Annotated in this window: 39 protein-coding genes; 31 read left to right on the forward strand and 8 right to left on the reverse strand. The window is 47.4% G+C overall.

Annotation, left to right across the window (positions count from 1 at the left end; translation table 11 throughout):
• The first annotated feature begins 106 nt into the window (after window positions 1–106).
• The 27 genes from rpsS to prfA all read left to right on the forward strand — a co-directional run bounded on the left by rpsS (window position 107) and on the right by prfA (window position 16,737).
• Window positions 107–388: a 30S ribosomal protein S19 gene (gene rpsS / locus QUA16_RS03175; RefSeq protein WP_041623488.1), complete on the forward strand. Its 282-nt coding sequence runs from the start codon at window positions 107–109 to the stop codon at window positions 386–388.
• 96 nt (window positions 389–484) lie between these two features.
• The gene (gene rplV / locus QUA16_RS03180) at window positions 485–844 is read left to right on the forward strand and encodes a 50S ribosomal protein L22 (protein WP_190657986.1); all 360 of its coding nucleotides are present in this window, start codon (window positions 485–487) and stop codon (window positions 842–844) included.
• A 114-nt stretch (window positions 845–958) separates the two neighbouring features.
• Complete coding sequence (rpsC, locus tag QUA16_RS03185) at window positions 959–1,687, forward strand: 30S ribosomal protein S3 (protein ID WP_006634995.1); 729 nt, start codon at window positions 959–961, stop codon at window positions 1,685–1,687.
• 115 nt (window positions 1,688–1,802) lie between these two features.
• Complete coding sequence (rplP, locus tag QUA16_RS03190) at window positions 1,803–2,222, forward strand: 50S ribosomal protein L16 (RefSeq protein ID WP_333057788.1); 420 nt, start codon at window positions 1,803–1,805, stop codon at window positions 2,220–2,222.
• 160 nt (window positions 2,223–2,382) lie between these two features.
• Window positions 2,383–2,694: a 50S ribosomal protein L29 gene (gene rpmC, locus QUA16_RS03195; RefSeq protein ID WP_333101806.1), complete on the forward strand. Its 312-nt coding sequence runs from the start codon at window positions 2,383–2,385 to the stop codon at window positions 2,692–2,694.
• A 38-nt stretch (window positions 2,695–2,732) separates the two neighbouring features.
• The gene (gene rpsQ / locus QUA16_RS03200; protein ID WP_006634992.1) at window positions 2,733–2,981 is read left to right on the forward strand and encodes a 30S ribosomal protein S17; all 249 of its coding nucleotides are present in this window, start codon (window positions 2,733–2,735) and stop codon (window positions 2,979–2,981) included.
• Window positions 2,982–3,100: 119 nt separating this feature from the next.
• Window positions 3,101–3,469 carry a 50S ribosomal protein L14 gene (gene rplN / locus QUA16_RS03205; RefSeq protein ID WP_333101805.1) on the forward strand — a complete coding sequence of 123 codons (369 nt, stop codon included), beginning with the start codon at window positions 3,101–3,103 and terminating at the stop codon, window positions 3,467–3,469.
• A gap of 1 nt (window position 3,470) precedes the next feature.
• Window positions 3,471–3,833 carry a 50S ribosomal protein L24 gene (gene rplX, locus QUA16_RS03210; RefSeq protein ID WP_333057790.1) on the forward strand — a complete coding sequence of 121 codons (363 nt, stop codon included), beginning with the start codon at window positions 3,471–3,473 and terminating at the stop codon, window positions 3,831–3,833.
• Between the two features lie 188 nt (window positions 3,834–4,021).
• Window positions 4,022–4,567: a 50S ribosomal protein L5 gene (gene rplE, locus QUA16_RS03215; protein ID WP_006634989.1), complete on the forward strand. Its 546-nt coding sequence runs from the start codon at window positions 4,022–4,024 to the stop codon at window positions 4,565–4,567.
• Between the two features lie 22 nt (window positions 4,568–4,589).
• A complete protein-coding gene (rpsH, locus tag QUA16_RS03220) occupies window positions 4,590–4,994 on the forward strand; it encodes a 30S ribosomal protein S8 (RefSeq protein ID WP_190657976.1) in 405 nt (134 codons plus the stop codon).
• 191 nt (window positions 4,995–5,185) lie between these two features.
• Window positions 5,186–5,734 carry a 50S ribosomal protein L6 gene (gene rplF / locus QUA16_RS03225; protein ID WP_333039622.1) on the forward strand — a complete coding sequence of 183 codons (549 nt, stop codon included), beginning with the start codon at window positions 5,186–5,188 and terminating at the stop codon, window positions 5,732–5,734.
• 2 nt (window positions 5,735–5,736) lie between these two features.
• Window positions 5,737–6,099: a 50S ribosomal protein L18 gene (gene rplR, locus QUA16_RS03230; RefSeq protein ID WP_333101803.1), complete on the forward strand. Its 363-nt coding sequence runs from the start codon at window positions 5,737–5,739 to the stop codon at window positions 6,097–6,099.
• 131 nt (window positions 6,100–6,230) lie between these two features.
• Window positions 6,231–6,779 carry a 30S ribosomal protein S5 gene (gene rpsE / locus QUA16_RS03235; RefSeq protein ID WP_190745441.1) on the forward strand — a complete coding sequence of 183 codons (549 nt, stop codon included), beginning with the start codon at window positions 6,231–6,233 and terminating at the stop codon, window positions 6,777–6,779.
• A 146-nt stretch (window positions 6,780–6,925) separates the two neighbouring features.
• Complete coding sequence (gene rplO, locus QUA16_RS03240) at window positions 6,926–7,372, forward strand: 50S ribosomal protein L15 (RefSeq protein WP_006634984.1); 447 nt, start codon at window positions 6,926–6,928, stop codon at window positions 7,370–7,372.
• Window positions 7,373–7,474: 102 nt separating this feature from the next.
• Window positions 7,475–8,779, forward strand: a complete 1,305-nt coding sequence (gene secY / locus QUA16_RS03245) for a preprotein translocase subunit SecY (protein WP_333101802.1) — start codon at window positions 7,475–7,477, stop codon at window positions 8,777–8,779.
• 5 nt (window positions 8,780–8,784) lie between these two features.
• Window positions 8,785–9,360 (forward strand): adenylate kinase, encoded by a 576-nt coding sequence (locus tag QUA16_RS03250; RefSeq protein ID WP_333101801.1) that lies wholly within the window; start codon window positions 8,785–8,787, stop codon window positions 9,358–9,360.
• 292 nt (window positions 9,361–9,652) lie between these two features.
• Window positions 9,653–9,877, forward strand: coding sequence for a translation initiation factor IF-1 (gene infA / locus QUA16_RS03255; RefSeq protein ID WP_006276978.1), 225 nt, complete (start codon window positions 9,653–9,655; stop codon window positions 9,875–9,877).
• 373 nt (window positions 9,878–10,250) lie between these two features.
• Window positions 10,251–10,364, forward strand: a complete 114-nt coding sequence (gene rpmJ / locus QUA16_RS03260; RefSeq protein ID WP_015178722.1) for a 50S ribosomal protein L36 — start codon at window positions 10,251–10,253, stop codon at window positions 10,362–10,364.
• Between the two features lie 83 nt (window positions 10,365–10,447).
• Window positions 10,448–10,831, forward strand: coding sequence for a 30S ribosomal protein S13 (gene rpsM / locus QUA16_RS03265; protein WP_006634981.1), 384 nt, complete (start codon window positions 10,448–10,450; stop codon window positions 10,829–10,831).
• A gap of 84 nt (window positions 10,832–10,915) precedes the next feature.
• Complete coding sequence (rpsK, locus tag QUA16_RS03270; RefSeq protein WP_332978136.1) at window positions 10,916–11,314, forward strand: 30S ribosomal protein S11; 399 nt, start codon at window positions 10,916–10,918, stop codon at window positions 11,312–11,314.
• A 174-nt stretch (window positions 11,315–11,488) separates the two neighbouring features.
• On the forward strand, window positions 11,489–12,433 hold the full coding sequence (locus QUA16_RS03275; protein ID WP_332958426.1) for a DNA-directed RNA polymerase subunit alpha: 945 nt from the start codon (window positions 11,489–11,491) through the stop codon (window positions 12,431–12,433).
• A 124-nt stretch (window positions 12,434–12,557) separates the two neighbouring features.
• Window positions 12,558–12,908 carry a 50S ribosomal protein L17 gene (gene rplQ, locus QUA16_RS03280; RefSeq protein ID WP_190657966.1) on the forward strand — a complete coding sequence of 117 codons (351 nt, stop codon included), beginning with the start codon at window positions 12,558–12,560 and terminating at the stop codon, window positions 12,906–12,908.
• Between the two features lie 29 nt (window positions 12,909–12,937).
• The gene (gene truA, locus QUA16_RS03285; protein WP_333101800.1) at window positions 12,938–13,780 is read left to right on the forward strand and encodes a tRNA pseudouridine(38-40) synthase TruA; all 843 of its coding nucleotides are present in this window, start codon (window positions 12,938–12,940) and stop codon (window positions 13,778–13,780) included.
• 117 nt (window positions 13,781–13,897) lie between these two features.
• Window positions 13,898–14,353 (forward strand): 50S ribosomal protein L13, encoded by a 456-nt coding sequence (gene rplM / locus QUA16_RS03290; protein WP_015178725.1) that lies wholly within the window; start codon window positions 13,898–13,900, stop codon window positions 14,351–14,353.
• Window positions 14,353–14,766: a 30S ribosomal protein S9 gene (gene rpsI / locus QUA16_RS03295; protein WP_194067224.1), complete on the forward strand. Its 414-nt coding sequence runs from the start codon at window positions 14,353–14,355 to the stop codon at window positions 14,764–14,766. Before rplM ends, rpsI begins: the two co-directional genes overlap by 1 nt.
• A 229-nt stretch (window positions 14,767–14,995) precedes the next feature.
• Window positions 14,996–15,304, forward strand: coding sequence for a 50S ribosomal protein L31 (rpmE, locus tag QUA16_RS03300; RefSeq protein ID WP_333101798.1), 309 nt, complete (start codon window positions 14,996–14,998; stop codon window positions 15,302–15,304).
• 338 nt (window positions 15,305–15,642) lie between these two features.
• Window positions 15,643–16,737, forward strand: a complete 1,095-nt coding sequence (gene prfA / locus QUA16_RS03305) for a peptide chain release factor 1 (protein WP_333101797.1) — start codon at window positions 15,643–15,645, stop codon at window positions 16,735–16,737.
• A 15-nt stretch (window positions 16,738–16,752) separates the two neighbouring features.
• Here the strand turns inward: prfA and QUA16_RS03310 are convergent, their stop codons facing one another.
• A complete protein-coding gene (locus QUA16_RS03310; RefSeq protein WP_333101796.1) occupies window positions 16,753–17,190 on the reverse strand; it encodes a hypothetical protein in 438 nt (145 codons plus the stop codon).
• Window positions 17,191–17,417: 227 nt separating this feature from the next.
• Here QUA16_RS03310 and QUA16_RS03315 point away from each other — a divergent pair, with 227 nt between their 5' ends.
• The 3 genes from QUA16_RS03315 to QUA16_RS03325 are packed head-to-tail and all read left to right on the forward strand — an operon-like array spanning window position 17,418 to window position 18,592.
• Window positions 17,418–17,783 carry a helix-turn-helix domain-containing protein gene (locus tag QUA16_RS03315; protein ID WP_006634971.1) on the forward strand — a complete coding sequence of 122 codons (366 nt, stop codon included), beginning with the start codon at window positions 17,418–17,420 and terminating at the stop codon, window positions 17,781–17,783.
• Between the two features lie 51 nt (window positions 17,784–17,834).
• Window positions 17,835–18,182, forward strand: coding sequence for a helix-turn-helix transcriptional regulator (locus QUA16_RS03320; protein ID WP_333181016.1), 348 nt, complete (start codon window positions 17,835–17,837; stop codon window positions 18,180–18,182).
• A gap of 44 nt (window positions 18,183–18,226) precedes the next feature.
• Window positions 18,227–18,592 carry a helix-turn-helix transcriptional regulator gene (locus QUA16_RS03325; RefSeq protein WP_333101794.1) on the forward strand — a complete coding sequence of 122 codons (366 nt, stop codon included), beginning with the start codon at window positions 18,227–18,229 and terminating at the stop codon, window positions 18,590–18,592.
• Between the two features lie 376 nt (window positions 18,593–18,968).
• Here QUA16_RS03325 and QUA16_RS03330 read toward each other — a convergent pair whose 3' ends face one another.
• From QUA16_RS03330 to QUA16_RS03345, 4 genes are all read right to left on the reverse strand, one after another.
• Complete coding sequence (locus tag QUA16_RS03330; RefSeq protein WP_333101792.1) at window positions 18,969–19,313, reverse strand: XisI protein; 345 nt, start codon at window positions 19,311–19,313, stop codon at window positions 18,969–18,971.
• On the reverse strand, window positions 19,301–19,720 hold the full coding sequence (locus QUA16_RS03335; RefSeq protein ID WP_333101791.1) for a XisH family protein: 420 nt from the start codon (window positions 19,718–19,720) through the stop codon (window positions 19,301–19,303). Before QUA16_RS03335 ends, QUA16_RS03330 begins: the two co-directional genes overlap by 13 nt.
• A gap of 98 nt (window positions 19,721–19,818) precedes the next feature.
• Complete coding sequence (locus QUA16_RS03340) at window positions 19,819–20,625, reverse strand: pentapeptide repeat-containing protein (RefSeq protein WP_333101790.1); 807 nt, start codon at window positions 20,623–20,625, stop codon at window positions 19,819–19,821.
• A 240-nt stretch (window positions 20,626–20,865) separates the two neighbouring features.
• Window positions 20,866–21,726 (reverse strand): Rpn family recombination-promoting nuclease/putative transposase, encoded by an 861-nt coding sequence (locus tag QUA16_RS03345; protein WP_333101789.1) that lies wholly within the window; start codon window positions 21,724–21,726, stop codon window positions 20,866–20,868.
• 212 nt (window positions 21,727–21,938) lie between these two features.
• On the opposite strand from QUA16_RS03345, the gene QUA16_RS03350 reads away from it, so the two are divergent.
• Window positions 21,939–23,186: a UvrD-helicase domain-containing protein gene (locus QUA16_RS03350; protein ID WP_333101788.1), complete on the forward strand. Its 1,248-nt coding sequence runs from the start codon at window positions 21,939–21,941 to the stop codon at window positions 23,184–23,186.
• A gap of 42 nt (window positions 23,187–23,228) precedes the next feature.
• Here QUA16_RS03350 and QUA16_RS03355 read toward each other — a convergent pair whose 3' ends face one another.
• The 3 genes from QUA16_RS03355 to QUA16_RS03365 are packed head-to-tail and all read right to left on the reverse strand — an operon-like array spanning window position 23,229 to window position 23,803.
• Window positions 23,229–23,447 (reverse strand): hypothetical protein, encoded by a 219-nt coding sequence (locus tag QUA16_RS03355; RefSeq protein WP_333101787.1) that lies wholly within the window; start codon window positions 23,445–23,447, stop codon window positions 23,229–23,231.
• Window positions 23,448–23,495: 48 nt separating this feature from the next.
• Complete coding sequence (locus QUA16_RS03360) at window positions 23,496–23,618, reverse strand: hypothetical protein (RefSeq protein WP_333101786.1); 123 nt, start codon at window positions 23,616–23,618, stop codon at window positions 23,496–23,498.
• Between the two features lie 35 nt (window positions 23,619–23,653).
• Complete coding sequence (locus QUA16_RS03365) at window positions 23,654–23,803, reverse strand: hypothetical protein (protein WP_333101785.1); 150 nt, start codon at window positions 23,801–23,803, stop codon at window positions 23,654–23,656.
• Between the last annotated feature and the right edge of the window lie 49 nt (window positions 23,804–23,852).

A 23,852-nucleotide genomic window follows, 5' to 3' on the forward strand; every position in this document is an offset into this window, starting at 1 on the left:
TCAGCAGTCTTCAGTGCTTAGTTATTAACTGCTAACTAATGACTGAGGACTGATGACCAATGACTGCTTAATTCTGACTAATGACTCCTGAATTACTAAAAAAATCATGTCTCGATCGCTAAAAAAAGGCCCGTTTGTCGCAGATCATCTGATGACAAAAATCGAAAAACTCAACGCCGCCGGCCAAAAACAAGTAATTAAAACTTGGTCGCGTTCTTCCACAATCCTGCCCCAAATGGTAGGTCACACGATCGCCGTTCACAACGGCAGACAGCACGTACCCGTCTACCTCACCGACCAAATGGTAGGTCACAAACTCGGAGAATTTTCCCCCACTCGCACCTTTAGAGGTCACGCGAAAAGTGGTGATAAAAAGGCGAAAAGATAGCCGAATTAGGTGACAGGTAATAGGTAGTCGGAAAAAAAATTACCAATTACCAATTACCTTTTGCCCAATTACCAATTACCAATTACCGAAATCGAAATGGCTATAGATACCACATCCGAAATTAAGGCGATCGCCCGTTACATCAGAACATCCCCCTTCAAAGTGCGCCGAGTCCTCGACCAAATTCGCGGCAAAAGCTATCAAGAAGCGCTGATTTTACTCGAATTCATGCCCTACCGCGCCTGCGAACCAATCGTCAAAGTTTTGCGATCGGCAGTAGCCAACGCCGAACACAACGCAGGATTGGATAAATCCAAGCTAGTAGTGTCTCAAGCTTACGCAGACCAAGGCCCAGTCCTCAAACGCTTTAGACCCCGCGCTCAAGGTCGCGCCTACCAAATTCGGAAGCCAACCTGTCACATTACCGTAGTAGTAGCTCCGCTCGTAGAAAACTAAACCAGGGAAAAACGTAAGAGGTAATAAACAGCTTAAAGTTGAAAAAAATGGGTAATCACCAATTACCAATTACCAATTACCAATTACCAATTACCAATTAACTCATCAACTATTATGGGCCAAAAAATACATCCAATTGGTTTTCGCCTCGGCATTACCCAAGAGCACCGCTCTCGCTGGTTTGCCGATCCCAAAAACTATCCAGAACTCTTGCAAGAAGACTATAAAATTCGCAAGTACGTTCGTAAAACCCTCAGCAATGCTGGGATTTCCTCGGTCAAAATTGAGCGGAAAGCCGATCAAATCGACCTAGAAGTCTTCACCGCCCGACCAGGCGTTGTCGTAGGCCGCGGCGGAGCAGGCATCGAAACCTTGCGCGTCGGTTTGCAGCAGCAACTCGGTAGCAACCGCCAAATCCGCATCAACGTCGTCGAAGTTCAGCGAGTAGACGCCGATGCCACACTGATCGCAGAATACATCGCTCAGCAACTAGAACGGCGCGTATCCTTCCGCCGAGTAGTCCGCCAAGCAATCACCCGCGCCCAAAAAGTCGGCATCCAAGGCATCAAAATTCAAGTCAGCGGACGCCTCAACGGCGCAGAAATCGCCCGTACCGAATGGACGCGCGAAGGAAGAGTCCCCTTGCACACGCTGCGGGCCGACATCGACTACTCCTACTGCACTGCTCAAACCATCTACGGTATTCTGGGCATTAAAGTTTGGGTTTTCAAAGGCGAAATTATTCCCGGACAGGAACAAGAGGCTGCACCAAATGCAGCAGTGCCCCGTACCAAACAAAAGCGCCGCCGCCAGAACTTTGAAGATCGATCGAACGAAGGCTAGCTAATTGTTAACTGTTAGTTGTCACTTGTTAATTGTCAGTTGTTCCAAACCAATTAGCAATTAGCAATCACCAATTACCAATTACCAATTACCAATTACCCAACTCCCTTTCGCCATGTTAAGCCCTAAAAGAACCAAATTCCGCAAACAACAGCGCGGGCGAATGAGCGGTGTTGCCACCCGCGGCAACACAGTTAGCTTTGGCGACTTCGCGCTCCAAGCAGTCGAGCCCGCCTGGATTACTTCCCGCCAAATAGAAGCCGGACGGCGCGCCATGACCCGTTATATCCGCCGGGGCGGCAAAATCTGGATTCGCATTTTTCCCGACAAACCAGTCACCCAGCGCGCAGCAGAAACCCGGATGGGTTCTGGTAAAGGCTCACCAGAGTTTTGGGTTGCCGTGGTCAAACCGGGCCGGGTAATGTTTGAAATTGGCGGCGTAAGTGAAGAAACTGCCCGCGAAGCAATGCGTTTGGCATCTTTCAAATTACCAATTAAAACCAAGTTCATCACTCGCGAAGAAGACCAGTCATAGCGAAGAGCGAAGGTAGAATGAGGTCTGTATTAATCAGCATTTTAAACGGCTACAGCAATTTAAAATCTGGCTTTCATAACTTTTCTTTCCTTCGACCTTCAGCCAAGCGAGACACTTCTGTCTTCTGTCATACCGCTCGCTAACGAGAAAGCACACAATTATGTCTTTGACCAAGATTAAAGAAGCTAGAGAATTAAGCGATGCCGCAGTAGCAGAGCAAATTTTAGCCGTCAAGCGCCAACTAATGGAATTGCGGCTCCAGCAAGCTACCGGCCGCATGGAAAAGCCTCACCTGTTCAAGCACGCCAAACACCGCCTAGCTCAATTGATGACAGTTGAACGCGAGCGCCAAATCGTTGCTGAGAAAGAAGCAGCAGCAAAATCAGCCGCAGCTAAACAGGTAGCACAGCCTGCTGCAACCGCAGCAGTCAGCCAAGAGTCAGAAGCAGCCGAGCCGACGATCGCACAGTAGCTAAAAACAAGTCAACTGCACAACAAAAATAGGTAGCTATGGCAATTAAAGAACGAGTTGGCGTAGTAGTCAGCGACAAGATGGATAAAACCGTCGTGGTAGCAATCGAAAACCGCTCCTCCCACACCAAATACGGCAAAATCGTAGTCCGCACCAAGCGCTACAAAGCTCATGACGAAGAAAATCAGTGCAAATCGGGCGATCGCGTTCGCATCACTGAAACTAGACCACTGAGCAAAACCAAACGTTGGACGGTTGCTGAGATTTTCGGGACAAAAAACGGCTAACAGTTAATTGCGATCTCGCGATCGCCCGATGATCGGTACTTGATTAATCAATTAGCCGTCAACAGTCAACAGTTAACAGTCAACAGTTAACAGTCAACAGTTAACAGTCAACAATCACCATGATTCAACCCCAGACATACCTCAATGTCGCCGACAATAGCGGAGCCCGCAAACTGATGTGCATCCGCGTATTGGGAGGCGGCAACCGTCGCTACGGCGGAGTCGGCGATGTTATCATTGCCGTCGTCAAAGACGCCATCCCCAATATGGCCGTCAAAAAATCAGATGTCGTTCGGGCCGTCGTTGTCAGAACCCGCAAAGGTTTGCGCCGCGACAGTGGCATGAGCATTCGTTTTGACGATAACGCCGCCGTTATTATCAACGTAGACGGCAACCCCAAAGGCACGCGAGTCTTCGGTCCCGTCGCCCGCGAACTGCGCGACAAAAACTTTACTAAAATCGTTTCCTTAGCCCCGGAGGTACTTTAAAATGTACGGAAAAAAGGGTAAACCAACTAGCGAGCCGCAGCGCTACAGAATGCACGTCAAAGCAGGCGACACCGTGCAAATAATTACTGGCAAAGAGAAAGGAAAAGTCGGAGAAATCTTAAAGACATATCCTAAAGTCAGCAAAGTAATTGTTAAAGGTGTAAACATCAGAACCAAGCACGTCAAGCCCCAGCAAGAGGGAGAGTCCGGGAAAATACTCACGTTTGAGGCTCCCATTCACAGCTCCAATGTCATGCACTATTCCGAAAAAGAAAAAATAGCTAGCCGCGTTTGCTATACATTTAGCGAAGATGGCCGGAAACTGCGACAGCTCAAAAAAACTGGAGAAATCATCGATAATTAGTCATTAGTCATTAGTCATTAGTCATTAGTCATTAGTCATTAGACAAATGCTTTCCTGACAACAGTCAACGGACAACAGTCAACGGACAACTGACAACGGACAACTGACAACGGACAACTGACAACAGTCAACTGACAACTAATAATTCCCTGACCAAGCCCAGGGACAGTTAACGAAACACAAAAACTATGCCGGACAAACTCAAGGTTCTTTATCAAGGAAAAATCGTTCCCACACTGATGGATCAGTTTAAATATACTAATATCCATCAGGTCCCCAAACTCGTCAAAGTCACAGTGAACCGCGGTTTGGGAGAAGCATCTCAAAACGCTAAGGCACTGGATTCGTCGATCAACGAAATTGGCATCATCACCGGTCAAAAACCAGTGGTGACGCGGGCGAAAAAAGCGATCGCAGGCTTCAAAATCCGCAAAGGAGTACCCGTCGGCGTTATGGTGACGCTGCGCGGCGATCGGATGTACGATTTTCTCGATCGGCTGATCAACCTCGCACTCCCCCGAATCCGCGACTTCCGCGGCATCAGCCCCAAAAGCTTCGACGGACGCGGCAACTACAGCTTGGGTCTGAGAGAACAGCTAATTTTTCCAGAAATAGAATATGACCGCATCGATCAAATTCGAGGCATGGACATTTCAATTATCACCACAGCAAACACCGACGAAGAAGGACGCGCCTTGCTTAAAGAAATGGGAATGCCGTTCCGGGACAACTAAGCACTAGAGTAAGAAGCAAAAGATGGCAGCTAACGATACCATAGCAGATATGTTGACGCGCATTCGCAATTCTTGCATGGCGCGCCACCAAACAACGCAAATTCCAGCTACAAAAATGACCCGCAGCATCGCCCAAGTCCTCAAAAGTGAAGGCTTCATCGGCGAATTTGAAGAAGCAGAAGCAGAAGGGGTCAAGCGACATTTAGTGCTTTCTCTAAAGTACAAAGGTAAAACTCGCAAGCCCATTATCACGGCACTTAAGCGAGTCAGCAAACCAGGACTGCGCGTTTACTCGAACCGTAAAGAATTGCCCAGAGTGTTAGGCGGAATTGGCATAGCCATTATTTCTACCTCCAGCGGCATTATGACCGATCGAGAAGCTCGACGCCAAGGTTTGGGCGGTGAAGTGCTTTGTTATGTTTGGTAGTCATTAGTCATTAGTCAGCAGTCATTAGTTATTAGTTATTAGTTATTAGTTATTGGTTAGTGGTTAGTAGCAAATAATGACAACTAACAACTAACAACTGACAACTGGCAACTAACAGCTAACAACTGACAACTGGCAACTAACAATTGACAACTGACGACTAATTAACTAAAAACAAAGGACAAAAAACTATGTCGCGAATTGGCAAGCGTCCGATTAGCATCCCCACGAAAGTCACCGTCACCCTAGACGGTCAAAAAGTAGCCGTCAAAGGCCCTAAAGGTGAACTTTCCCGAGTTATCCCAGCCGAAATCCTCATGGGAATTGAAGGCGAGACTTTACTCGTTACCCGCCGAGACGAATCTCGCGTCGCCAGACAACTGCACGGCTTGTGCCGCACCCTAGTCGCCAACATGGTCGAAGGTGTATCCCAAGGTTTTCAGCGGCGTCTCGAAATTATCGGCACAGGTTATCGGGCACAGGTTCAAGGACGGAACCTGATTTTAAACGTCGGTTACAGCAAACCCGTGGAAATGCCCCCTCCAGAAGGCATCACAATGGCAGTTGAAGGCAACACCAACGTCATTGTCTCCGGCATTGACAAAGAACTCGTAGGCAATACAGCAGCCCGCATCCGCGCGGTGCGTCCACCCGAAGTCTACAAGGGCAAAGGCATTCGCTACAGCGGCGAAGTTGTCCGGCGCAAAGCTGGTAAAACAGGCAAAACAGGTAAGAAGTAACAATGAAGCTTACTCGCAAAGAATCAGTCCAGCGCAGACACCGCCGCGTTCGGCGCAAGGTGTTCGGCACCTCCGAACGTCCCAGACTAGCGGTATTTCGCTCAGATCAGCACATCTACGCTCAAGTAATCGACGACACCGCCCAGCACACTTTGGCCGCCGCGTCAACCCTCGATCCCGAATTGAAGTCAACTCTCAGTTCTGGCGGCAACTGCTCCGCGAGCGTGCAAGTCGGTCAGTTGATTGCCAAACGCTGTTCCAGCGCTGGCATAGTCAAAGTCGTATTCGATCGGGGGGGCAACCTCTATCACGGTCGTGTCAAAGCCCTCGCAGAAGCAGCTCGCGAAGCCGGGTTAGACTTTTAGGAAGAAGGAAGAAGGAAGAAGGAAGAAGGAAGAAGGAAAAAAGAATATACAACAAAATTCTTAATTCCTAATTGTTAATTTCTCATTTCCAACTACCAGTTACTAATCCCCAATTCCCAAAGAACAAAACTATGGCAGAACAAAAAGAACAGCGCAACAAGAAAAAAAGCAGCAGCAACAACAAAGGGCGCGAAAAAGAATCCGAATGGCAAGAACGGGTTGTTCAGATTCGGCGCGTTACCAAAGTAGTCAAAGGTGGTAAAAAACTCAGCTTCCGCGCCATAGTCATTATCGGCAACGAACGCGGTCAAGTTGGAGTAGGAGTCGGCAAAGCTAGCGACGTAATCGGTGCCGTTAAAAAAGGCGTCGCTGACGGCAAAAAGCACCTAATTGAAGTCCCCCTCACCAAATCTAACTCCATCCCTCACCCCATCAACGGTGACGGTGGCGGAGCTAAAGTGATGATGCGGCCGGCCGCTCCAGGAACCGGGGTAATTGCAGGGGGAGCAGTGCGAACTGTTCTCGAACTCGCAGGAGTCCGCAATATCTTAGCCAAACAGCTAGGTTCTGGAAATCCCTTAAACAACGCCCGAGCCGCAGTCAATGCCCTCTCCACCCTCCGCACCTTGTCCGAAGTTGCTCAAGAGCGCGGAATTCCAGTAGAAAATCTCTACGGTTAGGGCACGCGAGAACGGGAAACTGTAAGTTTTGAGTGTTAAGTGCTTGCGGTGAAAATAAAAAAATCCGCAACTCAAAACTCACGCACTCAAAACTACTGCGTACCCCCTCTCTAAATACCAATTACCAATTACCAATTACTAAAACTATGAGATTGCAAGACGCCCGACCCAAAGCAGGCTCCCAAAAGCGCCCCCGACGCTTGGGCAGAGGTATTTCTGCCGGTCAAGGCGCGAGCTCCGGCAAAGGGATGCGCGGTCAAAAATCTAGAGCCGGTAGCGGCACTAGACCCGGTTTTGAAGGAGGTCAAAATCCTCTCTACCGCCGTCTCCCCAAGTTGAAAAGCTTCCCTCTAGTGAACCGGAAAGAGTACACTACCATTAATGTAAGTAAATTAGCATCGCTGCCAGCAAACACCGAAGTTACTCTCACCTCTTTGATCCAAGCCAAAATTGTCACCACAGACGATGGGCCGCTGAAAATCTTAGGAGATGGTGAACTGAATGTACCTTTGCAAGTGCGTGCCTCGGCTTTTACCGCAGGTGCTCGCACCAAAATTGAAGCTGCAGGCGGAAGTTGCGAATTAGTTGCGTGAAGATTTGAGGTTTGAGAGTCTGTCCAAATCTCAAATCCTCAAGCTTGCTATCAGAAAATGATTTAGTCGAAAATCCCAAATCTAAAATCCAAAATCGTAACTATGGACGTTAGTAGAGAAAAAGCGCCAACTGCACAAGAGACGTTCATGCAGATGGCTCAAGCTGCTGGTTTACGAGGCCGCATCCTCGTAACCCTTGGCTTACTGATTTTAGTACGCCTGGGTGTCCACTTGCCAGTCCCCGGCATCGATCGAGTCGCCTTTGCCCAAAACGTCCAAAATAGCCCTTTAATTGGCTTTCTGGACTTGTTCTCAGGAGGCGGCTTGTCAGCTTTGGGGATTTTCGCTCTGGGGATTTTGCCCTACATTAATGCTTCAATTATTGTGCAACTTCTAACGGCGGCTCTGCCAAGCTTAGAAGAATTGCAGAAAAATGAAGGAGAAGCCGGGCGGCGCAAGATTTCTCAAATTACTCGCTACGTTTCATTGGGCTGGGCAATTCTGCAAAGTATTGGCATTGCGATTTGGGTCAGCCCTTTTGCTCAATCTCCATCGCCTTTATTCATAGCACAAACTGCTTTGGCTCTGACAGCCGGCTCAATGTTTGTGATGTGGATATCGGAAGTGGTGACGGAGCGAGGTATCGGGAACGGAGCGTCGCTGCTGATTTTTATCAATATTGTGTCGGTATTGCCGCGCTCTTTGGGACAAACTTTTGAATTGGCTCAAAGTGGGGACACGCAAGTTGTCGGCCGTGTAGTCGTTCTGCTGCTGGTCTTTTTGGTGACGATTGTCGGGATTGTTTTTGTTCAGGAAGGTACTCGCCGCATTCCGATTATTTCGGCCCGCCGCCAAGTCGGCCGCAAAGTTTATCGGGAGAGCCGGAGTTATCTGCCCCTGCGCTTGAATCAAGGCGGAGTGATGCCGATTATTTTTGCATCTTCGGTGTTGATTGTGCCTTCTTTCCTCGCTCAGTCTCTCAATAACCCGTTTTTGGTTCAAGTTGCTAATGTTTTGAGTCCGAACGGGCCGGCGCCTTGGGCTTACGCGCTGTTTTATCTGACTTTGATTCTGTTCTTCAGCTATTTCTACGCTTCGTTGATTGTCAACCCCGTAGATATGTCTCAGAACTTGAAGAAAATGGGCGCCAGCATTCCTGGAATTCGTCCGGGTCAGAAAACGAGTGATTATGTGGAGAAGGTTTTGAACCGTTTGACTTTCTTGGGAGCGATTTTTCTCGGTCTGGTGGCCATTGTACCAACTGCTGTAGAAAGCGCGATCGGCGTGCAAACTTTTAGAGGTTTTGGCGCAACTTCCCTACTGATTCTAGTAGGTGTGGCGATCGAAACTGCTAAGCAAATTCAAACTTACGTCATCTCCCAACGATATGAAGGAATGGTGAAGTAATCGCAATGCAATTGATTTTTATGGGGCCTCCAGGGGCCGGAAAGGGAACTCAGGCTCAGCTCTTAGCCGCTCTCTGGAAAATACCCCACATTTCTACAGGTGACATCCTGCGCGCCTGCGTAGTTGCCAAAACCGACTTGGGTCAAAAGGCACAATCCTACATGGATCGGGGAGAGTTGGTTCCTGACGAGGTATTGATGGATATCGTGCAAGAACGTATGAATCAGCCAGATGCTCGTGCTGGCTGGATTCTAGACGGCTTTCCCCGCACAGTCGCGCAGGCAGCTTTTTTTGACAAACTGCTCTGCGATGTTGAAGGAAGTACGTCTGGAAAGGACTGCGCTCTGAGAGCTGTCAATTTGGACGTTCCTGACAATGTTTTGGTGGCTCGCCTGCTGTCGCGGGGGCGTCAGGATGACAATGAGGAGACGATCCGCCGCCGATTGCAAGTTTATCGCGAGCAAACTGAGCCTTTGATTGATTTTTACAGCGGCCGCCAACAGTTAGTTGCGGTTGATGGCGATCGAGCAATGGAATTAGTCACCGCAGAACTGCAACAAGCTCTCTCGCGCGACTCTTGAACCCTCTCAATACAGCTTGTTACTCACCAGCTTTTGCTAAGATATGTTAACTAGGAGCTTTTTGTGCTATCAGGTTTTGTGAGGGTTGCTAGAGACCGGATTGAACTCGATACTAATTGCCACAACTTTACTCAAGTAAAGCTAAAGCGAGCGGTTGGTTGAGTCAAAAAGTCGATCGAGGCGCCCTAATTATTGCCCCCCTTCCCGTTTGACTCCTACCAGTAAATAGGCTTTGAGGCAAACAGCGGGACACTCCTAGTTAATCAAATGTAGAGTTGAGGTAAATACCAAATTGTCTAAGCAAGATTTAATTGAAATGGAAGGGACAGTGACGGAATCCCTGCCCAATGCGATGTTTCGCGTTGACCTAGATAATGGGTTTAACGTGCTGGCTCACATTTCCGGCAAGATCCGCCGCAACTACATCAAAATTCTGCCTGGCGATCGCGTCAAAGTCGAATTGACTCCCTATGACTTGACCAAAGGCAGGATTACTTATCGCCTCCGGAAAAAATAGGCTTAGATAAAACTTTCTAAAAACTAATTCTAAGTTTAATTTAGAGAGAATTTGGTAAAAAGCTTCAAATTTATGCTATAATGCTACGTTTGTAGTGTTGCCGAGAAGGGCGTCAACAACCCACCGGTGTACCGGGTTAAGTCATTGCTACGCCGTAAAAGTATCGCTCGCCAACATTTGTGTTTTGTGCAGGCGAACTTTACCCAGCAATGGGAGTGGGTGCAAGCGGGCTCCTTCATGAAACAACCCGCACTTTATACAATTTAATCGAGGAGAGGTCTACACCTTGCCCAGCCTCTCCTCCCACCGCTCTACGGGCAGTCCCAGCGTGCCTGCTCTCCGGTAGAGCGGGGTTCTCCAGGCAGGAAGAAAGATGAAAGTTCGAGCATCTGTCAAAAAAATTTGTGAGAAATGTCGCGTCATCCGCCGTCGCGGTCGAGTGATGGTGATATGCACTAACCCGAAACACAAACAACGCCAAGGTTAGAAAAAAAGAAGATTGGGCGCTGCACCCAGGTGCATCCTAATTGAACATTGTAGCCAAACAGGAAAACTAGGGAGACAAAAAGTGTGGCACGGATTGCCGGGGTAGACCTTCCACGCGATAAGCGCGTCGAAATAGGTCTGACATACATTTACGGAATAGGCTTGTCGCGGGCCCAAAAAATTATCGCTGCAACAGGCGTAAATCCTGACACTCGCGTCAAGGATTTAACAGAGGCCGACGTGACAGCTCTGCGGGCTCATGTAGAAACAACATACCAAATCGAAGGAGACCTCCGGCGCTGGGAGTCAATGAACATCAAGCGCCTGATGGACATCGGAACTTATCGCGGTCGGCGTCACCGTTTGGGTCTGCCGGTGCGGGGACAACGAACCCGTACCAACGCCAGAACCCGTCGTGGCGTCCGCCGAACAGTTGCGGGCAAGAAAAAGGCTCCTTCCAAGAAGTAACATCTTTTTGGGAAAAATACGCTGGGGGCTGCTGGCTCCTAGCGCTTCGGGACATTAGTTGAGAGAAACGTTAAAGAGACTAATATGGCGCGACCACAAACAGGCAAGAAATCTGGTGCAAAAAAGCAGAAACGGAATGTACCCAATGGGGTAGGCTACATCCAGTCTACCTTTAACAACACGATTGTAACTATTACCGACCTCAACGGGGAAGTCATATCCTGGGCATCGGCAGGTTCCAGCGGTTTTAAAGGAGCTAAGAAGGGAACTCCCTTTGCGGCTCAAACAGCAGCAGAAAGTGCGGCCCGCAGAGCCAATGACCAAGGGATGCGCCAAATAGAAGTAATGGTGAGCGGACCCGGAGCAGGTCGAGAAACTGCTATTCGGGCGCTGCAAGGGGCGGGACTGGAAATTACCCTGATTAGAGATGTTACCCCAATTCCTCACAACGGCTGTCGCCCTCCCAAGCGGCGTAGAGTCTAAAACGATTTGAGATTTTAGATTTTAGATTTTGGATAATGGCTAACTGCTTAAAGTCAAAAACTAATGGTTCTAACTGTTGCCCCGTCCATCCAAAATCCGAAATCCATTCAGGGGTATGCTCTGCAATCTAAAATCAAAAATCAAAAATCCACAGTGGAAAAGGGAGGTCACTCCGTGGCGCAGTTTCAAATTGAATGTATAGAGTCTAACACTGACAAAGACCGGAGTCAGTACGGAAAATTCGTCCTGGAACCGCTCGATCGCGGTCAGGGAACAACTGTTGGGAATGCGCTTCGGCGAGTTCTGCTGTCAAATTTGGAAGGAACAGCAGTAACTTCAGTCCGAATCGCGGGCGTCAATCACGAGTTTGCCACGATCGAAGGGGTACGTGAGGATGTTCTAGAAATTCTCCTGAACATGAAAGAGGTCGTCCTCAAAACTCATTCTCAGCAGCCGCAAATCGGCAGGTTGCGGATTGAGGGGCCTGTAACAGTAACGGCCGATCGATTCGATTTGCCCTCAGAGGTGGAATTGATCGATCGCTCCCAATACATTGCAACTCTCTCCCCCGGCTCAGTTCTGGAAATGGAATTCAGAATTGAAAAAGGCATCGGATACCGAGCAGTAGACCGCAGTCGCGATGATGGGTCGGCTTTGGATTTTCTCCAAATTGACGCCATCTTTATGCCGATTCGCAGAGTCAACTACAGCGTTGAAGATGCTAGGGTAGGGGGCACGGTCGAGAAAGACCGGCTGATTATGGAAATCTGGACTGATGGCAGTGTGACTCCTCAAGAAGCTTTGAGTCAATCTGCCCACATCCTGGTAGATTTATTTGCACCTCTCAAAGACATCACCCAAGATTCTCTCAAACCAGAGTATCCAGGTGAAGCCGATCCTACTAGCCAAATTCCGATCGAAGAATTGCAGTTGTCCGTCCGGGCTTACAACTGTCTCAAGCGGGCTCAGATCAACTCAGTCGCAGACTTATTGGATTATACCCAAGAAGACTTGCTCGAGATCAAGAACTTCGGGCAGAAGTCCGCAGAAGAAGTGATTGAAGCTTTACAAAAACGCTTGGGCATTACCTTGCCACAGGAAAAATCAGCTAAAAGTTAATCAACGGGTAACGGGTAAAAAAGTTCTGAATTTTAAGTAGGTGAGTTTTTAAGTTAAAGAATTCACCCCCCTAGATCGCGGACTATCCCGGCGCCCAATTACCAATTACCAATTACCAACTGCCATGCGTCACCGCTGTCGCGTCCCCCAACTCAACAAACCGGCTGACCAGCGCCGCGCCCTACTGCGCTCGCTGACCACCGAATTAATCCGCCACGGTAAAATCACTACCACTCTCGCCCGCGCCAAAGCGCTGCGGCCAGAGGCGGACAGAATGATTACCCTCGCAAAAGATGGCTCATTGGCCGCTCGCCGGCAAGCTATGGGCTTTATCTACGACAAACAGTTAGTACACGCCTTGTTTGAAGCAGCCCAAGAACGGTACGGCTCGCGCAACGGGGGCTACACCCGCGTAGTACGAACAGTCCCCCGTCAAGGAGACAATTCCGAAATGGCGATCGTTGAACTGGTTTAATTCAATTTTGGGTTGGAGATTTGTGATTTATGACTGACAATCCAAAATCCCCAATCGAAAATCCCCAATCGATACAGCGCGTTGCTCTAGTAATCCAATACCTCGGCACTAACTTTCACGGTTGGCAGCGACAGCCGAACCAGCGTACAGTACAAGAAGAAATTGAAACAGCAATATCGACTGTTCTGGAACGCCCGGTAACGCTGCACGCTGCTGGGAGAACCGATGCGGGAGTTCACGCCGCTGCTCAAGTAGCGCATTTTGATGCCCACGGCCCAATTCCGGCTCACCGCTGGGCAAGCGTTCTCAACTCTCGACTGGCAAAAGATATTTTAATTCGAGCTTCGGCAAAGGTGGAACCTACCTGGCACGCTCGGTTCTCAGCCAGTTGGCGGCGCTATCGCTACACCCTTTATACAGACCCGACCCCTAATTTGTTTGTGCGTCCTTTTGCTTGGCACTGCTATCACGCCCCTGTGGATGAATCTTTGATTCAGACAGCTTTGACACCGCTCATCGGGCGTCATCACCTGGCTGCTTTCCACCGCGCGGGATCTGCCCGCCCCCATTCCTGGGTGGACGTGCAAGCGGCCGAGTGTCAGCGTTCTGGGCCTCTTATCTATATTGAGGTTCAGGCAAGCGGGTTTCTGTACGGGATGATGCGGCTGCTGGTGGGATTGCTGGTGCAGGTGGGTCGCGGGGAAAGGCCGATCGACAATTTCACAGATATCTGGGTCAACGAACGCCGAGAAATGGTAAAATATGCCGCTCCCGCTCAAGGTTTGTGCCTGCTGCGGGTTGGCTATTGTGAATTTCCCTTTCCCCCAGAGGTCTGGTACGACACGCAGCCCAAATTAGTTATTGGTTATTAGTTATTAGTTATTAGTTATTGGTTATTAGTTATTGGCAACAAATAACAATTAACAAATAACAATTAACAAATAACAATTAACAAATAACAATTAACAAATAACAACTAACAACAAACAATGAACAAAACTTACGTCCCTACTCAAGACTCCCTAGAGCACAAGTGGTACGTGGTCGATGCCGCCGACCAGCGGCTGGGCCGTCTGGCAACTGAAGTTGCCATGTACCTCCGGGGGAAACACAAACCGACTTACACTCCTTCTATGGATACCGGCGACTTCGTAATTGTCATCAATGCGGACAAAATCGCTGTTACTGGCAAAAAACGCACCCAGAAAATCTACCGCCGCCATTCTGGAAGACCGGGCGGCATGAAAACAGAAACTTTTGCCAAATTGCAAGCACGTTTGCCCGAAAGAATTGTCGAAGAAGCTATACGAGGAATGCTGCCTCACACTTCTCTGGGCAGACAACTGTTTACTAAACTCAAGGTGTACGCTGGCCCCAACCACCCGCACCAAGCTCAAAAACCAGAAGAATTAATTGTTCACACGATTCCGGGAGGAAATGAGTAATGCAAGCAACAGATACATCCGGTCGCGCTGTGTACTGGGGTACCGGCCGCCGCAAGTGTTCCGTAGCGCGGGTGCGCTTGGTTCCAGGCACTGGCATACTGACAGTCAATGGTAAAGAGGGGGATTTGTACCTGCAATTCAACCCTACTTATTTGGCTCTCGCTAAGGCCCCTCTGGAAACTTTGGGTCTGGAAAATGAGTACGATATTTTGGTAAAAGTCGAAGGCGGTGGCTTGACAGGTCAGGCTGACTCGATTCGCTTGGGTGTCGCTAGAGCTCTTTGTCAATTAGACCCGGACAACCGCAAGCCTCTGAAGACTGAGGGCTATTTGACTCGCGACCCGCGGGCAAAAGAACGGAAAAAGTACGGTTTGCGGAAAGCTCGCAAGGCTCCTCAATACTCCAAGCGGTAATCGAGGTTCGGCAGCGGATTGTGTAACGGATGTAACGGATGTAACGGATAGAAGGAAGAAGGAAGAAGGCAAAATTATCCAGATTGTATCTTCCTTTTTTTTCAAGTCTATTTCCGATTCCTGCTTCCTGGTTCCAACAGATATAAGGCAAAATTCGTGCTGTTGTTGGTGTACAAGTCCTGCGGCAGCTAAAATGGTTGTAAAGTCAAAAATTAGAGAGTAAAAAACAATGGCAAAAGAAGGCATTCACCCTGAGTGGTATCCCGAATCTCAGGTTTATTGCAACGGCGAACTTGTGATGACTGTGGGTTCAACTAGACCAAAGCTTCAAGTTGATGTCTGGTCGGGAAATCATCCTTTCTATACTGGCACTCAGAAGATTATTGATACTGAAGGTCGTGTGGAGCGCTTTATGCGGAAATACGGCATGACTGAGGTAGAAATGCCGAAGGCAGATGCTTCATCTGGACCGCTGAAAATGGAAGATCCCAAAGCAGATGCTTCTAAGGCTGCTGGTAAAGGCAAAAAGAAGAAGTAGCCGGATTGTCATTTGTCCGCAGTTTGTTGAGAGTAGTTCTTTCTACTGGCAACTTACTGCCCTCGGATTTTAGATTTTAGATTGAAGACTTCGCTATGCAGGCAGTTGAGTTCTATCGCGTAGAGTTCGATCGACATTCTATCCTAACTGCTCTTGAGTTCTAAAATCTAAAATCTAAAATCTAAAATCGATCCGCCCTCGGATTGGAGAGTTTAGATTGAAGACTAGCTATGCAGGCAGTAGAGTTCTATCGAGATTCTATCCCAACTGTTCTTCAAATCTAAAATCTAAAATCTAAAATCTAAAATCTAAAATCGATTGACAAAGGACAACTGACAATGGCTGAATCTTATTTGCTGGATAAATTGAAGTCGGTAGAGCAAACTTTTAATGAGTTGACTCGCCGCATGGCTGACCCGGATGTCGCTAGGGACAATCAAGAGTTTCAACGGGTAGCGAAAGCTCGATCGTCCTTGGAGGAAGTGGTCGATACTTTTGCTTTGTGGAAAACCACTCAGGAAGATTTGGTGGGCGCGCGACAGGTTCTCAAGGAAGCCGCGGGCGATCGAGATATGCAAGAAATGGCTGCGCTGGAAGTTCAGGAACTTGAGGCGAAGTTGGAGAATTTGGAAAGTCGTTTGAAGGTTTTGCTGCTCCCCCGCGACCCGAACGATGACAAGAATATTATGCTGGAAATTCGGGCGGGTACTGGCGGAGATGAGGCTAGTATTTGGGCGGGAGATTTGCTGCGGCTGTATTCGCGCTACGCTCAAACTCAAGGCTGGCAGGTGAAGTTGGTGAGCGAGTCGCTGGCGGAAATGGGCGGCTTTAAAGAGGTGATTCTGGAAGTTACGGGCGACAGCGTTTACAGCAAGCTGAAGTTTGAGGCTGGAGTACACCGGGTGCAGCGAGTGCCTGTGACTGAGGCTGGCGGCCGGGTGCATACTTCGACGGCGACGGTGGCTGTGATGCCGGAGGTTGATGATGTGGAGATTCACATCGATCCGAAGGATATTGAGATGAGCACGGCTCGATCGGGCGGCGCTGGCGGTCAAAACGTCAACAAGGTGGAAACTGCTGCGGATTTGTTTCACAAGCCGACGGGAATTCGGATTTTCTGTACTGAGGAGCGCAGTCAGTTGCAGAATAAGGAGCGGGCGATGCAGATTTTGCGGGCTAAGCTCTATGAGATGAAGTTGCGGGAGCAGCAGGATGAGGTGAAGTCGCGGCGTTTGGCTCAGGTTGGTACTGGTTCGCGATCGGAGAAGATTCGCACCTACAACTATAAGGACAATCGGGCTACCGACCACCGTTTGGGGGAAAATTTCTCGCTCAATAGTGTTTTGGAAGGGGATATTGAGGAGATTATTCAAACTTGCATTTCTCAGGATCAGCAGGAACGTTTGGTTGAGTTGGCTGCTTCTACTAATTGATGGAGTGATGGGGGACTAGGCGCATTGTTTGCTCAGCCTCAGTTCCCTTGTTACGCGGGAGATATGGTTGAGTAGGGCTTCCCAAATTGCATCGGCGATCGCCACTGGATATTTGAAATGTTCGAGGTCGTATTGTACAATGACTTCTAGGGGTGCTAGGATTTGCTGGTTTCGACAACTGGCAATTGCTGCGATCGCCTCTTGTTCCCATCTGGCAAATAGTCGGTAGCTGAAAAAGGAACTGCATTTTTGTCCTTTCTTGTTCAGGTAAACGACTATTACTTGATGTTGTTTGGGGTAGACTTTGACTATGCGGTTGACGGGCATTTTCAGGGCTTCGGCAGCTTCCGTTTTGGAGATTTGCCAGCGCTGGGGTTTTAGCCAACCGGAGGCTGTAAGGCTTTGACGGGTGTTGCTGGGCTTGTGAGTTTTTAGATTGCGTCTCTTGGTCATTTTTACTTTCCCTGATGTCTGTCTTCGGTTTTAAAGTTTGATCGGGCTGTCCCCTTATGTTGGGTTCCTCGCTCAGAACCATTTGTTTAGCGACTCGTTGGGTCTATCAAAACTTAAGTTGTAATTGTTAGTTTACTTGCAATCCTTTCCTGTGTCAAGTGTAATTATGAATTGCAAGTGGAAAATTTAGGAGTTGGGAAGTAAACTGAGTTATGTGGGATTAAGTAGTGACGGCAGTTGTGAACGCAGAAGCTAAGAAAAAATTGATCGAGATTGTCAAACTAGCTCGCGGTTCGATGAGTCAGCGGGCATTCGGCAAGCTTCTGGGCGTCTCTGCGACTGCGGTTCAGTTGTGGGAAAAAGGTCAGAGCATCCCAGATACAGAAAATTTGGCTCAGATTGCTGTGAGGGCGGGGTTTACACTTGAAGAGCTGCTCGCTCATCTGGAAGGCAAACCCATGCGTGAACCGGTAGATACTAACGATCTGCTGAAAAAAATTCAATGTATACCAATTAGTGAGTTAGCCGTGGTTGGTAGAGCCGTGATGGATAGACTCGCGGCGGCGGCTGAGTCGTCTGGGAAATATAGTTGATGTATCACTTCGTAAGTAGACTGGTAGATACGGTTGAGTAACCTTCGAGTCGTGAACATCCAAAATAGACAAAAACTTAGTGAAATTATCAAAACAGCTCGCGGGACAATGAGTCAGCGAGCCTTTGGCAAGCTTTTGGGCGTTTCTGCTACTGCTGTTCAGCTTTGGGAAAGAGGCGATACGGTTCCAGAGACGGAAAACTTGGGTAAGCTCGCAGCGAGAGCTGGTTATTCGCTGGAAGAACTTCTGAGATTTTTGGATGGGAAGCCAGTGTCAGATCCGTTAGATATTCAAGATATTGTCAAAAAAATTCAGTTTTTGCCTCTGAGTCAGGTGGCGCTAATTGGTAAAGCTGTCGCGGAGAGATTCGCTGCGTCGGCTGAGGCTGCTGGGGAATGAGTATTAGGCAGATTTATCTGTAAACTAGGAATTGTGGTTATCTGGTGACTAATACTGTGGACGCAGAAGCTAAGAAAAAACTGAGCGAAGTTGTGAAGCTAGCCCGTGGCGACCTGAGTTTTAGCGCTTTTGGTAGGCTATTGGGCGTCTCTGGGGCTGCTGTTCAGTATTGGGAAAAGGGTCAGGTGCTCCCGGATACGAAAAATTTGACTCAGATTGCGGCAAGAGCGGGCTTTACGATGGAAGAGTTAATGGCTCATCTCGAAGGCAAGCCAATGCCAGAACCTGTCAATACCAACGACTTGCTTAAAAAAATTCAATGTATGCCGATCGCAGATTTGGCGGTAATTGTCCGAGCGGGCGTGGAGCGGCTGGCTAATGCTGCTGAGTCTTCAGGGAAATATAGCTGAGCGGTATTTGTCCGATCGCCCTTAAAAATTTCCACCACTCGTGCATATCACAAATCGAGTAATTTGTCAAGGCAAAATCTACTTTGTTACGGAGTGCGATCGCCCTTATGGACTGACGCACTCCAAGCAAAGAAACCGGGTTTTTTACCGAATCTGCGGGATACAACGCGTCTTATCGTAAAAAACCCGGTTTCGGGGCCCGTATGCGATCGCCCTTATGAAAAAACCATTCGCCCTATCCCTGACTTAATATGTCTAAAAACTCTTGGACAATGCGATCGGGTTCTTCGCAGCATCTTTGGGCGTCACAATAGTGGATGATACTGATACCAGCAGATGCAAACTGCCGAAAAGAAATTGATCCAACAGAATGGCATTAACCTACGGCAAATTCTGTAAATTGGCGCATATAGGGTGCATGGAACCCCAGAACAATATCATCTTTAGCAATACCTAATTCCATTAAATCCAGGGTGATATCGTCTGCCGTTGTGTTGAGTTGTAGCCAGATTTTTTCATCTTTAATATCGAGATGTAAAATCGGGCCGTAGACACGCTTACTTTTGTACCAGCCGACATACACTAATTGGTAATGGTCGCGCTGTGGATCGAACAGAATTTGGAGTTCTAACTCTGAATTGCTAGAAGTTCCAGAACGCATCTGAGCATAGTTGAGTAAGGCTTGCTGCACGGCATTTCGATAACGATCTAGTTTAGCCATTGTCTGATTTCCTCTCTGGTAGGATCGTAGACGATGAGACGGGTTTGACTCCTTTGAATGACGGATTGAATGAAGGGAACAACAAAAAAGTCGTCATAAATGCTGACAGGAACGGCGAGGTAAAGTTTTCGATCGGGATCGGTATCTTCGAGTGCGTAGCGATAGTTAAGACACTGACCCAAGGCCGTATGAAATTCCGAAAGTGTAGAGGCTCCAAGAAAGCTTTTGACCTCAACAGCGATTTTTTGACCCTTGCGCTCGGCAATGAGTAACTTCTCTGCTCCAAAGTCAATGTAGAGGTTGCTGAGGCGCTCGATCGGGATTGTAAGTGGATCATCAGTAATTGTCCAGCCATCTTTTTGGAGGGCGACTTTTACGGCTTCATGAAATCGATCTTTGGCAGGCATAGCCACTGAGAACGCTTTACTATTCCTATTTTACCATTGAATCGTGCGGCCCGATCGCCGATCGATACAGAAATACGCCTTAACTAAATGCGATCGCCCTATCCCTGACTCAATATGTCTAAAAACTCTTGGACAATGCGATCGGGTTCTTCTGTGCATCTGTTAGCGTCGCAATAGTGGATGATGCTGATACCGTGAGATGCAAACAGGCGATCGCGCGTTTCATCTTTTTCTGTGTCGGGATGCCATATTTCCAGAATTCCCCATTTGCCTTGGTGAAATATGAGGAAATCTGGTTCTTGGTTTTGTCGGCCTGCGGGTGTGGTGAGGCGGGCTTTGGAGTTGGGGAAGAATAGGGTGTTTGTGCGATCGAGGGCTTCGGCTATTTTTACTTCTTCTTCGCAGCGAAAGCGCAAATCATTCCAGTGATAAATCCGTTCTTCTATGCTCGACAAAATTCCCTGGTTGTGCGCGTCTTCGGCCTTGATAATTTCATCTGATACTGTATTATAATCAGCTAAATTTGCACCGTGTAAATCTGCTGACGAATCAGATTCACTTAAGTTTGCGAATGATAGTCTGGCTCCGCTTAAGTTAGCACCGCTGAGGTTAACTCCAATAACTTGAGTTCGATGTAAAGTCACTTGATTTCGCCGCAAGTATCGCTTAAAAACAGAGCGTAAATTATTTTTTTTTACCTTTTCATCAAAAGCCTCTGAGAGTTGTTTCCAGAGTTTAGCCGCCAGCGCTTTGATGTATTCATCATTATATTGAGAGAGTTGAGAAATTTCCTCATAGGAATGTCTGCCTTCCCAGCATTGTCTGAAGATGAGCTCTTGCACGTCGTTTAAGCCTTCGCCATCGAGGACTGTTTCTGCGATCGCGATTGCTTCATCAACGGTCATGGCTTAAGTTTCCTTAAAGTATATATTTGGTGAAGTTTTGACAATAATACCATTTTTTTATGATGCTGCATAGAACCCGATCCCCCTAAAGAGGGCGGGCACGGGGAGTAGGGGTCGCACCGCCCCTACAAGGGGGGGGACAAGATTTTGATCAAAGTCCCCCTTCTTAAGGGGGATTTAGGGGGAGCGAGATATGTGCAACGACCCATTAAATTAATATAAGAGGCTATATCTTAGGAATTAAGGCTGATGTTCATTCAACCAATTGGTTAAATCTGAGGCTGATGAAAAATCCAGCAGCGCCTCTCCTAAATCCTCTAATTCTTCTACGGATAAAGTCTGAATTTGCTCGCGGGTTTCAGATGCGATCGCACCGATGCGTCGAGTCAACTGGCGAGTGAGGAACGACAGCGCCTCATCTTTTCTTCCTTCAAGGAGGCCTAGTTGTCTTCCTTCAAGGAGGCCATCTTCGCGAATTTCTTGGTAAATCACAGAACCGCGCATAGTTTCTTTCCTAAATAGTTGTCTGATTAAGTTTTTTTCAAATCTCAAACCTGCGAGCACTTGGGTGCAAGCGAGTAAATCCGCTTGTTGAGTAGGTTCTTCTATTGTAGCAATCTGAGTAGCTATTTGCTCTAACAAAGTTCGCGGCGAGTTGGTTTGGGATAGTGTCGCCAGCGGGAGTAAGCCGGGGACGGACAGCAGTAAAGCGGGGTCTTGTTCCCAGAGGCGAATAACTCTATATCCGTGTCGGGTGTTCGTGTCTGTGTACTCGGATACAAAAACTTGTTCAGAGGCTGTTTGCTGCAAAAAGATTACTACTTGATTTATGGAACAGGAGTATTGCCGTTTGAGCCTGACGTAGTAGTCTAGCATTCTGAAGGCGATCGGCGGGTCGGAATAGGGCCGCGTTTCAAATTCCAGATGCAGGATTTGGTTATCCGTTTGCAGGAAAACGAGAGAATCGGCTCGGATGGGTTCTTGAATTAGTTCGGTTTTGAGTACCTGAACGCTGGTAGGCTCGTCAATTGGTAGTAGCCAGCTTACGAAGGCGGCAGGGAATTTTTCTGCTAGATATTTGCAGGTGTTGTCGTAGGCCAAGGAAGTTGGGTTGTGAGAGGGGTGATTTAGAAGAGTTTAATCCTAGGGGCATCTACCTGATAAGAGATTTTAGAGGAATTTGGGGAAAGTCCTTACTTTTTGTCACTTTTTGTCACTTTTTGTCACTTTTTGTCACTGAAAAAGAGCGGGTCGTGTTGGTAAGCTAATTTGAATAAAGAGCACTCAACAAAAAGAATATAAGGAGAACCATCGTGGAACAGTGGATTAACTTCGAGCAATCTTTAAATCAGCGATCAAATAGCCAAGATTTAGACGAACAACAGAATAAAGCCAAAAATTTCTCGCTTGAAGGTCATGCTTTAGTTCGAGGCGTTGCAGGTTCTGGTAAGTCATTAGTATTGCTCAATCGTCTTGAAAAACTAATTGATGAAGGTTATAAGGATATTTTGGTATTGTGTTACAATCGCTTTATGAATCAATGGATTGATTCAATAATACGACAAAAAGGCTGGAGTTCAAACCTAGAGAGTCTAACTTTTCATAGGTGGGCTTATCGCATAGGGTATACTTATGAGTGGGATGAAGCTCCTGAAATGCGACGGCAAATTATTGATTTAGTTCAAAAGAACGCCAAAGAGCGTTATCAAGCCATTTTAATTGATGAAGCTCAAGATTTTTATGATGAATGGTTTAAGGCCATGTTATATGCCGTAAATCCCGATACAAACTCTATCTTTTTGGTCTATGATAACACTCAGTCAGTGTACGAAGGTCAGCAACATCGAAGAAAGGAAAAATGGAGTTGGAAGAATCTTGGATTTAATATTCCTGGAGGCAGAGCGCAAATATTTGATTTAAACTATAGAAACGCACCAGAAATTATAGAATTAGCTTGGCAGTTTATATGTCCTTATTTAGCTAGTGCTAATATGAAGACAAGTAAACGTTCAGGTTCTAATATCGGTAGTATTGTCGAACCAGTCAAAAAGTCTTCTCGCAGTTCATCTATTAAGCCAATGCTTGTAAAAAGTGATATGTCTCCAGACAATATAGCTAAACAGGTTAAACTGGCATTGAGCACTCATCCAGAATCTTCACTCAGAGTTTTATTGCATCCACAAGAGCCAATATCCTTTAAATCAGAAATTAGTAAATGCCTGTGGAAATTGGATGTTCCCAATCACGCTCCAATGTGTTCTCAAGACCGAGCTCATAACGTTGTAAACCGACCTTTCGTAATTGTAGATTCTTGGAATGCGCTGAAAGGAGTTGAGTTTGATGCTGTTATTATTGCTGGCGTTGACCGAGTGGAAGACTTGCCCGATCCCGATAAAGATTTTCAAGAAAAAGCAGGACTTTATACAGCAATAACAAGAGCAAAAGATCACCTAGTTATGTTATACCAAAATAAAACTCAAGTTGTGCAGCAACTTCAAAATATTTTGACAGCACCGGATGTTTTGGAGAGTGACTCCAATGCAAATGCTCAGGCTGCTTAGTCTGCAACATTAAGTCCTAGGATAGTAGGACATTTCTTAACTTCATCTAATAACTTTTAAGTCTGCGATCGCTTCATTAACTGTACCTCGAAACACCTTTCCAGATTGATAGTCTTGTTTTCCTTGTGCAATGTTAGCAGCAATTTCGGTGCGGCGGCGATCGCTAAGTCTCCGGTGCATGATGACAAGTAAAGCAGTTTGTTCGTCTATAGACAAGGTTTCGATCTCGTCTAAAATACTGTCAAATGTTGAGGTTTGCATGGTGAGTTAGGTTTTGTGGCCATGATGGCTGTCTTATTTTACTCAAGTTTAATGGAATTTGCTGAAGGCGATCGCACCTCCCATCGCCTGCTTTAAAAGTGTTTGAAGTCCGTGAGATAATAAATGTCTCTTGCTGGCACGATCGCTCTGTTTTGCGATCGAGGTTGACACTGACTATTATTTATAATGTGCAGAAGTCTCAACCATTATTCGAGAAATTCAATCTCAAACAACACGATCGCCCGTAAGCGTTGCCCTCGAAGAGGATCGCCCCACCCAAATAGTCCTGCACCCACGTCGAGGGCAGAAACCGGGTTTCTTCGTAGATTTCTAGCTGAGAATCTGCGATTTTTCATAGAAACCGGGTTTCTTCGCGTAACTCCCACCAAATCAAAATATTCCCAG

The sequence above is a fragment of the Microcoleus sp. S13_C3 genome, assembly GCF_036700905.1.
In the GTDB taxonomy this organism is placed as follows: Bacteria; Cyanobacteriota; Cyanobacteriia; order Cyanobacteriales; family Microcoleaceae; genus Microcoleus.